The sequence below is a fragment of the Leclercia sp. S52 genome (assembly GCF_039727615.1).
Taxonomy (GTDB): Bacteria; Pseudomonadota; Gammaproteobacteria; order Enterobacterales; family Enterobacteriaceae; genus Enterobacter; species Enterobacter adecarboxylatus_B.
This window is the reverse complement of sequence record NZ_CP152474.1, coordinates 645282-656990: the sequence shown is the minus strand read 5'-3', so window position 1 is coordinate 656990 and position 11709 is coordinate 645282. Positions and strand designations below refer to the sequence as shown.

The following is an 11709-nucleotide window of genomic DNA, read 5'->3' as shown; positions in this document are numbered from 1 at the left end:
GAAGAGGATCCAGAAATCGCTGATGTTGGAGTTTTGTTACTTAGGGAATATTTACAGAGCATAATTTCATATGACAGATTACGCAGAGTATTTTTCTGGAGGAAACAATGAGTTTGCAGTCTGTGCGCCAGTTTTTTGCTGAGCATGCTCCTGACGTTGAAGTCATCGAGCTGGGTCAAAGTACCGCTACCGTTGCGCTGGCTGCCGAGGCGCACAAGGTCGCGCCGGGTCAGATAGCGAAAACGCTGTCGCTGAAAATTAAAGATGAGGTGATCCTGGTGGTCGCCAAAGGTGACGCGCGCCTGGATAATAAAAAGCTGAAGCAGACCTTTGGCTCGAAAGCCCGAATGCTGAGCAGCGATGAGGTGGTGACGGTAACCGGGCATCCCGTCGGCGGCGTGTGCCCTTTCGGGCTGGAAAATCCGCTGGCGGTCTACTGTGATATTTCACTCAGGCAGTATGCCGAAGTCCTGCCTGCCGCAGGGGCCATACACAGCGCGGTGCGCATTTCTCCGGAAAGAATGGCCGAACTGACCAAAGCGACCTGGGTGGACGTTTGCCTGTAAGCCCTGCGCCAGACCCATGTCTGGCGCAGGTGCGGTATCGCGGATCAGGAGTGGAGTGCGGAAAGGAAGCGCGGCGTGCGGTGATCGGGCACGGGGAAATGCGTCAGAATATCTGCCGCGTCCAGTAGCCCCACGTCGGAATGTACGCCGAGTTTCATCATGGCATTAAATTTATGCGCACGAATGGTTTTGATGTTGCGATCCAGTCGGGTGGCAATGTCCTGGATGGAGTAGCCACAGGACATAAACTGTAAAATGGCGCGTTCGGTCGGACTCAGCAGCCTTCCACGATGAATATTCCAGTGATTGTTCATGCTGTCATTCACCCGGCGGTTCTCATTCAGCAGTTTGACCAGCTGCTCCTGCAGAGCGACCAGCGGATCGGATTTGAGCATGATCCCGTGCAGACGTGAAGGGGAAAGCTGATTCATCAGGCTTGCTTCTTTCTCATCTGACGCCAGCACAATGCGCTGAATGGTACCGTGGGCAGTGGCCAGTTCTTTAATACATACCAGACAATTGCGTCGCTCTTCACGCTCATCCGAGAGGGAATAAATTAACGTTGCATACGGGACGAAATTCAGTGTGGATTGAAAACTGGCGATGTTATTAAACAGATGTATTTCGTAACCATTAAATGCGGGGCTGGTAAAAAGGTGCTTCAGCCCCATAGCACTCATCATGCACTTTTCGACGATAGCGATATGTCTTTTTGCGGCGCTCTTTTCCATTCGTCTTGCTCTCCATAGGCAGAGAATAAACTCAGCTCTTTCATTCCCTTGGTGCTGTTAATCCACGCATACATTTCGGCATTACTGGTTAAGGAGAGTCTTCTCATGGCGCTGTTCTTTTGCGCGTTTACCGTTTTATTACTTTTCTTTAGTAATGCCGCGATCTGATTAATTCCCCATCCTTTGCCTAGCAGGCGCAGTACTTTTCGTTCCGAAAAGGTCAACATGACATCATCCTGATTGTCATAAAGCTCTTCCGGCTCGGGTTTCAACAATGTCTGACTAATACGTTCCGCATGTTCACTCCCGGATCGAATAGCGTTCACCACGCTTTCAATGGGCTCTATATCGGAAAGCAACGTACTTTCTGGCCGCATTAAGAGTTCGACGGCGAGGGGATAAATGGCGCGCGGAACCAAATAAATCCAGTGAATTTCCCGATACTGATTTTGTAGTCTGTAATACTGTTCGCAGAGGGTACGCGCGTTGCGCTGATCGCCTGACATATCCACGATAACCACGATGGCGCGGCGTAATTGAAGCAGCGTCAGCTCTTCCTGAGACCGGCTAAATGCGCGTTCATAGTCCGGGAAATAACGAGACATAATGCTACCGAGACCGGTTTGCATTATGGGTGATTTGCTGATTATTATTGCGCTTTTACAACTTATAGACGGCATTGGCGCTCCGAATCCATTCATAAAATCATTCCACGTCTTTCATCCATTTGAAATACCCGCGTCTTTTACAGGGCGACGTAAAAATGTAATGTTTTTCCTTTTTCATTAGCTGAGCGAAATGAGAGTGCGATAAGAACCAGCATCACAAATTTATACACCGCCAAAACCGGCATTAATATCGCAAAAATAGCATTAAATGTTAATCCCTTAGCCGTGATATTATCCACAACAGCACGTTAGATATTCTAAATATAAAAAATCTAACTATATAAATATAAAACCCATAATAATTAATAATTAGTCGTTCCACTCTTCCGTTTTCAGCCAGCGGTAATCTGCTTAAACCTTGATCTAACCCAGAGCAAGCCTCACCGGGTTGTGTGCTAAAAGTAACCCTTCTAAACATCCAACCGTCACTCTCTCCTCAGGGCAACAGATGCAGGCAGATCAGTCATCACAACGCGCCGCCACGCGGCTGTGTATTCAGTGCGGCCTTTTTTTATTACAGCACGGTGCCGAGAGCGCCCTGGTCGAGGAGCTTTCCACCCGACTGGGACTGGCGCTGGGTATGGACAGCGTGGAGAGTTCGATCTCCTCGAATGCCATTGTGCTGACCACCATTAAAGCGGGCCAGTGTCTGACCTCCACGCGCAAAAACCAGGATCGCGGGATCAACATGCACGTCGTCACCGAGGTGCAGCACATCGTCATCATGGCGGAGCATAAGCTGCTGGATGCGCCGGGGGTCGAAAAACGCTTCAGCCAGATCAAGCCGCTGCGCTATCCACGCTGGCTGGTAGTGCTGATGGTTGGCCTCTCCTGCGCCTGCTTCTGCAAGCTCAATAACGGCGGCTGGGACGGCGCCTTTGTCACCTTAATCGCCAGTACCCTCGCCATGTACGTGCGCCAGGTGCTGACCCACCGGCATCTGCACCCGCAAATTAACTTCTGCATCACCGCCTTTGTCGCCACCACGGTCTCCGGCCTGCTGCTGCGGGTCCCGGCCTTTGCCACCACCCCCACCATCGCCATGGCCGCCAGCGTGCTGCTGCTGGTACCGGGGTTTCCATTAATTAATGCGGTGGCCGATATGTTTAAAGGGCACATCAATACCGGCCTGGCGCGCTGGGCGATTGCCAGCCTGCTGACTTTGGCTACCTGTATCGGGGTGGTAATGGCCATGACCTTGTGGGGGCTTCGCGGATGGGCGTAATCGATTTTCTGTGGGCGCTGGCCCAGGACATGCTGCTGTCGGCCATTCCGGCGGTGGGCTTTGCCATGGTGTTTAACGTTCCCCGTCGCGCCCTTCCCTGGTGTGCGCTGCTGGGGGCCATCGGGCACGGCTCGCGGATGGCGATGATGACCGCCGGGCTGAATATCGAATGGTCGACCTTTATGGCCTCAATGCTGGTTGGCAGTATCGGGATCCAGTGGTCGCGCTGGTATCTGGCCCACCCGAAGGTCTTCACCGTCGCGGCGGTGATTCCGATGTTCCCGGGGATCTCAGCCTATACCGCAATGATTTCGGCGGTGAAGATTAGCCATTTTGGCTACAGCGAAGCGCAGATGATCATGCTGCTGACCAACTTCCTGAAAGCCTCGTCGATTGTCGGCGCGCTCTCCATCGGGCTGTCGATCCCCGGGCTCTGGCTCTACCGCAAGCGCCCCCGGGTCTGAGAGTTGTGTTATCCCGCCTGCGTGGCGATAATCCTCTGTTCTCTTGTGGCCAAGTAAGGAACGGATGTGTCTACCCCTGACAGCGAACACGCAGAAAACAGCGACGGATCCCGCCTGAAAGACAAAATTTTTCTCAGCGCCCTCTCGCTGTTTGCCGAGTACGGACTGAACGGCGCGCGCATGGAGCAGATTGCCGAGAAAGCAGGCACCACCAAACGCATGGTGGTGTATCACTTCAAAACCAAAGAAAACCTTTATCTGCTGGTACTGGAGTATGTCTACACCCAGATCCGCGCCAGTGAAAAGCAGCTCAGTCTGGATGCGCTGCCGCCGCTTGAAGCCCTGGTGCATCTGGTCGAAACCACCTTTGATTATCACGCTGATCACCCGGACTACATCCGCATTATCTGCATGGAGAACATGCAGCGCGGGCGGTTTATGCAGCAGTCGGCGCTGCTGCGCCAGGTGAACCGCAGCGCGCTGGAATTGCTGGAAACTATCCTTGAGCGCGGCAAAGCGAAGCAGCTGTTTAACCAGACGGTCAACGCCCGGGATCTGCACCGCCTGATCAGCAGCTTCAGCTTTCACTATGTGGCCAATAGCTACACCTTCACCCTGCTGTTTGAAGACGGGGCCGATGAGCAGGCCCAGCGCCAGCACTACCGAAAGATGGCGGTTCAGGTTGCCTTGCGTTATACCTGTCCATAGCTTGCACACAACCCTGAGATAAGGATCCCAACATGTCTTTAGAGAAAGTTGTCTATACCGCCAAAGCCAAAGCCACCGGGGGCCGTGATGGCCGCGCGACATCGTCCGACGGCGTTCTGGATGTCAAACTGGGTGTCCCCAAAGAGATGGGCGGCGCGGGCGGTGAAGTGACCAACCCGGAACAGCTGTTTGCCGCCGGCTATTCGGCCTGTTTCCTCGGCGCGATGAAGTTTGTGGCTAACCGCGACAAAATCACCATGCCGCAGGATGCCTTTATCGAAGGAGAAGTAGGGATCGGCCCGCTGCCGACCGGGTTTGGTATCGAAGCGAAGCTGAATATTCATCTGCCGGGGATGGACGCCGCCGAGGCGAAAAAGCTGGTCGATGCGGCGCATATTGTCTGCCCGTACTCCAACGCCACCCGCAATAACATTGACGTGACGCTGAACGTTATCTCCTGATTTTCAGGGGAGCAGGGAGCGGGTATCAGACCCCTGCCTGCCCCCTCCTCTCTGTGCTACCATAAGCCCATATCACGTCCGCAGTAATCCAGTAGAGAAGTATTATGTCCTCCAGAATCCTGACCACCAGCGTCACTGGCATTGATGCCTTTATGCACGATCCCCGCGGCGTGCTGGCCAATGCTGAAGGCGGTACTGTCGCCGTTTTTGCCGATAACGCGCCGGCTTTTTATGCCATCACGCCACAGCGTCTGGCGCAGCTGCTGGAGCTGGAAGCGCGCCTGTCGCGCCCAACCAGCGATGTCACTCTGGATACGCAATTCTTCGAGGAACCCACCAGCGCGCCGGTTGCCGTGCCGATGGGCAAATTCGCCATGTATAACGGCTGGCAGCCCGATCCCGATTTTCAACGCCAGGCGGCGCTGTGGGGCATCGCCCTCACCCAACCTGTTGCCCCGGAAGAGCTGGCCGCCTTCACTGCCTACTGGCAGGCGGAAGGCAAAGTCTTCCATCATATTCAGTGGCAGCAAAAGCTGGCCCGCAGCGTGCAGATCAACCGCGCCAGCAGCGGCACACAGCCAAAACGCGACGTGAATGCCTTTTCAGAACCGGATAAACAGATCCCCCACGGATTCCGAGGTGCCAAATGAAAGAGTTCGGCGAACTGATGAAACGTCTGCAAAAGATGATGCCCGCCAACGTCAAACCGGCCTTTACCACCGGCGAAGAGCTGCTGGCATGGCAGAAGGAGCAGGGCGAGATCCGCGCCGCGGCGCTGGCCCGGGAAAACCGCGCCATGAAAATGCAGCGCACCTTTAACCGCTCCGGCATTCGTCCCCTGCATCAGAACTGCTCCTTCGACAACTACAAGGTCGAGAGCCAGGGGCAGCTAAAAGCCCTGCAACAGGCGCGCCAGTACGTAGAAGAGTTCGACGGCAACATCGCCAGCTTTATCTTCAGCGGCAAGCCGGGCACCGGCAAAAACCACCTCGCGGCGGCCATCTGTAACGAGCTGCTGCTGCGCGGCAAATCGGTGCTGATTATCACCGTGGCCGACATCATGTCGGCGATGAAAGACACCTTCAGCAACCGGGAAACCAGCGAAGAGCAGCTGCTGAACGATCTGAGTAACGTGGATCTGCTGGTGATTGACGAGATCGGCGTCCAGACCGAATCGCGCTATGAAAAAGTGATCATCAACCAGATCGTCGACCGTCGCTCCTCCTCCAAGCGCCCGACCGGCATGCTCACCAACCATAACGTGGATGAGATGACCCGCCTGCTGGGCGAGCGCGTAATGGATCGTATGAAGCTCGGCAACAGCCTGTATGTGATTTTTGACTGGGAAAGCTATCGCAGCCGCGTTACCGGTAAAGAGTATTAGGATATTTTCCCGGGAAGTCGGGTGCCGCGCGGGTTTATACTGCCAGCCAATCCGCCCCGGCGGGCAATCGACAGAGTAGCTCCTATGAAAACACATTTTCTTCTCAGCGCCGCAGTAAGCGCCCTGCTGGTCACCGGTGCGGCACAGGCGGCCTCCTCCTGGCAGGATACGCTCAACAGCGCCGCCAGCCAGCTTAGCGCGGGCAACAGCAGCACCACCACGTCCCAGAACGGCGGTCTCTCCCTCTCCTCGCTGACCGGCCTGCTCAACAGCGGCACCGAGTCGCTCAGCGCCAGCAACATGAATAACGCAGCCGGGATCCTCGAATACTGCGCCAAAGAGAAGCTGGCCTCGATGACCGATGCCACCAACATTAAAAATCAGGTGCTGGGGAAACTGGGGCTGGATACCCCGCAAGAGCAGCAGCAGGACACCAACTATCTGGAAGGGATCCAGGGTCTGCTGAATGCCAGTAACGGCGAACAGCTGAATCTGGAAACCATCGGCAACACGCCGCTGGCGAAGAAGGTCAAAGCCCAGGCCTGTGATTTTGTTCTGAAACAGGGACTCAGCTTTATCTCCTGATCCTCCTGCGCCGCGACGAGAGCCGCGGCGCCTGGCCCTTCCGCGTAAAGCGACGCCCGTCAAACATTGCGTTTTCTAAACCAAATCCTAACAACAGCACAATTACGTGACACTACAATTGCAGCTAAATGGCATCGCCATTACATTGTATAACCCAAAAATTATACAGTTAGTCCGCTAACCAGCGACTGCCCTTACTGAGGATAAGTTGTTGTCAGAATTAATTTCTCTTGCCCTGTTTCTCGCCTCGGTGGTTATTTATTCCCGCAAGGCGGGACGTAATCCCTGGTGGTTTGCCGTCACCCTTCTGGTGCTGGGGCTTTTTGTCGTTTTAAACATTACCCTCTACGCCAGCGACTATTTTACCGGGGATGGTATTAACGATGCTGTCCTCTATACCCTGACCAACAGCCTGACCGGCGCCGGGGTTAGTAAGTACATACTTCCGGGCCTTGGCGTGGTGGTTGCGCTGGTGGGCGTGTTTGCCCTGCTGGGCTGGATCCTGCGCCGCCGCCGTCATCATCCGCACCACCTCGGCTATAGCCTGCTGGCGCTGGTGCTGGCGCTCGCCTCGGTGGACGCCAGCCCGGCGTTTCATCAGATCACCGAGCTGGTAAAATCCCAGTCGCGCGACGGCGATCCCGACTTCGCGGCTTATTACAAAGAGCCGGGTAAAACCATTCCCAACCCGAAGCTGAACCTCGTCTATATCTACGGCGAGAGCCTGGAGCGGACCTATTTCGATAACGACGCCTTCCCGGATCTGGCCCCGGAGCTGGGCGCTATCAAAAACGAAGGGATCGATTTCAGCCACACCGCACAGCTGCCGGGCACCGACTACACCATCGCCGGGATGGTCGCCTCCCAGTGCGGCATCCCGCTGTTTGCCCCCTTTGAAGGTAACGCCTCGGCCTCGGTTTCCAGCTTCTTCCCGCAGAACATCTGCCTTGGCGATATCCTGAAGAACTCCGGGTACGAGAACTACTTCATGCAGGGTGCCAACCTGCGCTTCGCCGGGAAAGACGTGTTCCTGCAGTCCCACGGCTTTGACCATCTCTACGGCGCGGAAGAGTTAAAAACCACCGTTGCAGACCCCGCTTACCGCAACGACTGGGGCTTCTACGACGACACGGTGCTGGATGAAACCTGGAAAAAATTCGAGGAGCTGTCGCAGTCCGGCAAGCGTTTCTCGCTGTTTGCCCTGACGGTGGACACTCACCACCCGGATGGCTTTATCTCCCGCACCTGCCAGCGCAAGAGCTATGCCATTGACGGCAAACCGAACCAGTCGTTCAGCGCGGTGGGCTGTAGCCAGGAGCATATCGCGGCGCTGATCGAAAAAATCAAAGCCTCGCCGTACTTCAAAAACACGGTGATCGTGGTCTCTTCCGACCATCTGGCGATGAAAAATACCGCCTGGGATGCGCTGAACAAACAGGATCGCAGCAACCTGTTCTTTGTCCTGCGTGGCGATAAACCTCAGCAGGAGGTGATGGCCGTGAAGCGCAACACCATGGATAACGGCGCAACGGTGCTGGATATTCTCGGCGGGGATAACTTTATCGGCCTCGGGCGCAGCAGCCTTTCCGGGCAGTCGCTGTCCGAAGTGTTCCTCAACATGAAGGAAAAAGTGCTGGCGTGGAAACCGGACGTTATCCGCCTGTGGAATTTCCCGAAAGAGCTGAAAGACTTCACTATCGACAGCCAAAAAAACATGATGGCCTTCTCCGGGAGCCATTTCCGTCTGCCGCTGCTGTTGCGCGTCTCCGACAAGCGGGTCGAACCGCTGCCGGAAAGCGAATACTCCGCCCCGCTGCGCTACCAGCTGGCCGACTTCGCCCCACGGGATAACTTCGTCTGGGTCGATCGCTGCTACAAGATGGGTCAGCTATGGTCGCAGCCGCTGGCGCTCTCCACCGACTGGTGTGTTTCTCAGGGCCAGCTGGGCGGCGAGCAGACAGTGCAGCACGTCGATAAAGCACAGTGGAAAGGCAAAACCGCCTTTAAAGATACCGTGATCAGTACCGACCGCTATCAGCGCAACGTCGATATGCTGAAAGTCTCCGACAACGATATCCGCTATAAAGCCGACAGCTTCGTCTTTAACGTGGCCGGTGCGCCGGAAGAGGTGAAGCAGTTCAGCGGCATTTCCCGCCCGGAATCCTGGGGACGCTGGTCTAATGCCCAGCTGGGGGATGAGGTGAAGATCGAATACAACCAGCCGCTGCCGGCGAAATTCGACCTGGTGATCACCGCCAAAGCCTGGGGGCCGAACGCCAATAAACCGATTCCGGTGCGCATTGGCAACGCTGAACAGACCCTGACCCTCGGCAACGACGTGACCACCACCACGCTGCACTTCGACAACCCGTCGCACAGCAGCACGCTGGTGATTGTGCCGCCTGCGCCGGAGTCCACCAACGAGGGGAATATCCTCGGTCACTCCCCGCGTCAGCTGGGGATCGGCATGGTGGAGATCAAAGTGGTGAACGCGGAAGGCTGATTACAGGAGAGATTCTCGGGAATTGCCCGGCGGCGCTTCGCTTGCACGGGCCTACGGTCTTGCAGGCCGGGTTAGGCGAAGCCGCCACCCGGCGAAAACAGCGCCCTGCCTGAACAGGGCGCTTTTTACATCAGAAGGTTTCCCAGTTATCACCGCTGTCGGAAACGGCCGCTTTACGCGTCGTTACCGGCGATGCAACGGTCTTCACCGCCGCGTGCGCGCGGGCTTTCTGCTGCTCCTGCTGAATACGGAACACCGCCACGGCCTGAGTCAGGCGGCTCGCCTGCTCTTCCAGTGCCGCTGCCGCTGCCGCAGATTCCTGCACCAGGGAGGCGTTCTGCTGCGTGACGCGATCCATCTCGGCAACCGCCAGACCCACCTGGTCGATACCGCGGCTCTGCTCGTCGGAAGCAGAGGCGATTTCGCCCATGATGTCGGTCACGCGGGTGACCGCGCTGACGATCTCACCCATGGTTTCACCGGCGCTTTCAACCAGAGTAGAACCCAGCTCAACGCGACCCACGGAGTCTTCAATCAGGCTCTTGATCTCGCGAGCGGCCTGGGCACTGCGCTGGGCCAGGTTACGCACTTCACCGGCAACCACCGCAAAGCCACGACCCTGCTCACCGGCACGCGCGGCTTCCACCGCGGCGTTCAGCGCCAGGATGTTGGTCTGGAAGGCAATACCGTCGATCACGCTGATGATGTCGGCAATCTTCTGCGAACTGCCAGCGATGTCACGCATGGTCTGCACCACGTTATCCACCACTTTACCGCCTTTCTGCGCGGTTTCGGACGCGCTCAGCGCCAGATGGCTCGCCTGACGGGCGTTCTCGGCGTTCTGCTTCACGGTCGCGGTCAGCTCTTCCATGCTGGCTGCGGTCTCTTCCAGCGAGGCCGCCTGCTGCTCGGTACGGGAGGAGAGATCGTTGTTGCCCATGGAGATTTCGCTCGCGCCGCTGTAAATGGCATTGGCGCCATTACGCACGTCGCCCACGGTACGCATCAGCTCAGCCTGCATATGACGCAGCGTGTCGGCCAGTTGGCCCATCTCGTTGGAACCTTCCACCTCGATGCGTTTCACCAGGTCGCCGCTGGCGATATGACGAATGCTGTCGGTCAGGCGGTTCAGCGGCACGATCAGGGCGTGACGGATGCCACCCCAGACGGCAACGATTACCACCAGCACCAGGATCAGCACGCTTAACAGGATCCAGACAGCCTGGCTGTAGGAGCTGTTGCTGTCATCGACAGCGGTCTGATACAGATGATCGTTCTGCTGCAGATAGTTAACGTACTGCTTCTCAAAGCCGTCCTGATAGCCCTGGGTCGGCTGATCGAAGAACTCGTTGATCTTGCCCGCACCCAGGAGCTGGATCAGCTCGGCCAGCGCACCATGATAGATATCGTAGTTACGTTTGATTTCCAGCGCGGCACCTTCACTCTGACGCGGGTCGCGCGGCAGGGCTTCGTACTCCGCCCAGTTTTTTTCCGCCTGCTTCAGGGAAGCAGAAGCAATTTGCATCAGATCGTTTACGGTCGCGCCGCTACCGATGTTGTTCTGATCCATCATGTAGCGGATGCCCGCGCGGTTCAGGGTGTTACGGGTTTGCAGCAACGCCACCCAGCTGCCGTTAAGCGTGGATTGTTGCTGACGAATGGTTTGCAGAACGGTGAAGTTTTCTTTGTCATGCTTCAGGGCATTAAAGAAAAGACCACCGGATGTGAGTTGTAAAAGGCCAAAAATAACCAATACCAGCAATAAGCTGGTAACAATCTTGATACGATTTAACATGATTTCTCATTCCACCAGACAGGTACAGAATTTTCGGCCTGGAAAACGAAAACTTTACGGAAATCGTGTTGATGAATGCACAACTCTACTCATCTTCCTGGCTGTCATTCTGCCGATCGCCCAGTGCAATAAACTCCTGCAGCAGCGCGGTGAGCTGCTGCATCTTCTCGGGCGAATATTCCGCCTCAATGCGCTGATAGGCCTCTTCCACCTGTGCCTGTGCGAGCTCATACAGCGCGTTGCCCCCTTTGGTGAGCGACACGTACAGTTTGCGCTGGTCGTTAAGCGGCTTTAAGCGCAGCACCAGCCCGTCGCGCTCCATGCGCGTGAGGATCCCGGTCAGGCTCGGGCGCAGAATGCAGGTGCGAAACGCCAGATCGTGAAAATCCATCGACGGATGTTCCGCCAGCACGCGCACGATCCGCCACTGCTGCTCCGTCAGATTGTGCTGCTTGATAATCGGGCGAAAAAAGGTCATCGCGGTTTCCCGCGCCTGGAGTAGTGCGATAGTTAACGAATCGTGCATGGCGCTCCCACCTCAACATCATTAATAACGAAACAATCAATGCCTCACGCGGCTTTATGACGCCAGCGGTGCGGGCAAAAAGTCTAACAGATA

Annotated in this window: 14 protein-coding genes; 9 read left to right on the top strand and 5 right to left on the bottom strand. The window is 56.1% G+C overall.

The window, feature by feature from the left end; all coding sequences use genetic code 11:
• Positions 1-107 precede the first annotated feature (107 nt).
• The gene (locus AAHB66_RS03145) at positions 108-566 is read left to right on the top strand and encodes a YbaK/EbsC family protein (RefSeq protein WP_347115191.1); all 459 of its coding nucleotides are present in this window, start codon (positions 108-110) and stop codon (positions 564-566) included.
• Between the two features lie 44 nt (positions 567-610).
• On the opposite strand, the gene bglJ is transcribed toward AAHB66_RS03145, so the two are convergent.
• The 3 genes from bglJ to AAHB66_RS03130 form a co-directional block, all read right to left on the bottom strand.
• Positions 611-1246: a DNA-binding transcriptional activator BglJ gene (gene bglJ / locus AAHB66_RS03140; RefSeq protein WP_347116412.1), complete on the bottom strand. Its 636-nt coding sequence runs from the start codon at positions 1244-1246 to the stop codon at positions 611-613.
• Complete coding sequence (locus AAHB66_RS03135; protein ID WP_347116411.1) at positions 1246-1977, bottom strand: response regulator transcription factor; 732 nt, start codon at positions 1975-1977, stop codon at positions 1246-1248. Before AAHB66_RS03135 ends, bglJ begins: the two co-directional genes overlap by 1 nt.
• A 65-nt stretch (positions 1978-2042) precedes the next feature.
• Positions 2043-2204, bottom strand: coding sequence for a hypothetical protein (locus tag AAHB66_RS03130; protein WP_159340087.1), 162 nt, complete (start codon positions 2202-2204; stop codon positions 2043-2045).
• 209 nt (positions 2205-2413) lie between these two features.
• Between AAHB66_RS03130 and AAHB66_RS03125 the strand changes: the two genes are divergently transcribed.
• The 8 genes from AAHB66_RS03125 (at position 2414) to opgB (ending at position 9295) form a co-directional block, all read left to right on the top strand.
• The gene (locus AAHB66_RS03125) at positions 2414-3190 is read left to right on the top strand and encodes a threonine/serine exporter ThrE family protein (protein ID WP_347115190.1); all 777 of its coding nucleotides are present in this window, start codon (positions 2414-2416) and stop codon (positions 3188-3190) included.
• The gene (locus AAHB66_RS03120; RefSeq protein WP_336657932.1) at positions 3181-3654 is read left to right on the top strand and encodes a threonine/serine exporter; all 474 of its coding nucleotides are present in this window, start codon (positions 3181-3183) and stop codon (positions 3652-3654) included. Before AAHB66_RS03125 ends, AAHB66_RS03120 begins: the two co-directional genes overlap by 10 nt.
• Before the next feature lie 66 nt (positions 3655-3720).
• Positions 3721-4362, top strand: coding sequence for a TetR family transcriptional regulator (locus AAHB66_RS03115; RefSeq protein ID WP_347115189.1), 642 nt, complete (start codon positions 3721-3723; stop codon positions 4360-4362).
• A 32-nt stretch (positions 4363-4394) separates the two neighbouring features.
• Positions 4395-4823, top strand: a complete 429-nt coding sequence (locus tag AAHB66_RS03110; protein WP_347115188.1) for an organic hydroperoxide resistance protein — start codon at positions 4395-4397, stop codon at positions 4821-4823.
• 104 nt (positions 4824-4927) lie between these two features.
• Positions 4928-5473: a primosomal protein DnaT gene (dnaT, locus tag AAHB66_RS03105; RefSeq protein WP_347115187.1), complete on the top strand. Its 546-nt coding sequence runs from the start codon at positions 4928-4930 to the stop codon at positions 5471-5473.
• Positions 5470-6207, top strand: a complete 738-nt coding sequence (gene dnaC / locus AAHB66_RS03100) for a DNA replication protein DnaC (protein ID WP_039030489.1) — start codon at positions 5470-5472, stop codon at positions 6205-6207. Before dnaT ends, dnaC begins: the two co-directional genes overlap by 4 nt.
• Before the next feature lie 84 nt (positions 6208-6291).
• Positions 6292-6792 (top strand): DUF2501 domain-containing protein, encoded by a 501-nt coding sequence (locus AAHB66_RS03095; protein ID WP_347115186.1) that lies wholly within the window; start codon positions 6292-6294, stop codon positions 6790-6792.
• A gap of 211 nt (positions 6793-7003) precedes the next feature.
• Positions 7004-9295, top strand: coding sequence for a phosphatidylglycerol--membrane-oligosaccharide glycerophosphotransferase (gene opgB, locus AAHB66_RS03090; RefSeq protein ID WP_347115185.1), 2292 nt, complete (start codon positions 7004-7006; stop codon positions 9293-9295).
• Positions 9296-9425: 130 nt separating this feature from the next.
• On the opposite strand, the gene tsr is transcribed toward opgB, so the two are convergent.
• The gene (tsr, locus tag AAHB66_RS03085) at positions 9426-11090 is read right to left on the bottom strand and encodes a methyl-accepting chemotaxis protein (protein ID WP_347115184.1); all 1665 of its coding nucleotides are present in this window, start codon (positions 11088-11090) and stop codon (positions 9426-9428) included.
• Positions 11091-11175: 85 nt separating this feature from the next.
• The gene (hpaR, locus tag AAHB66_RS03080) at positions 11176-11616 is read right to left on the bottom strand and encodes a homoprotocatechuate degradation operon regulator HpaR (RefSeq protein ID WP_347115183.1); all 441 of its coding nucleotides are present in this window, start codon (positions 11614-11616) and stop codon (positions 11176-11178) included.
• Between the last annotated feature and the right edge of the window lie 93 nt (positions 11617-11709).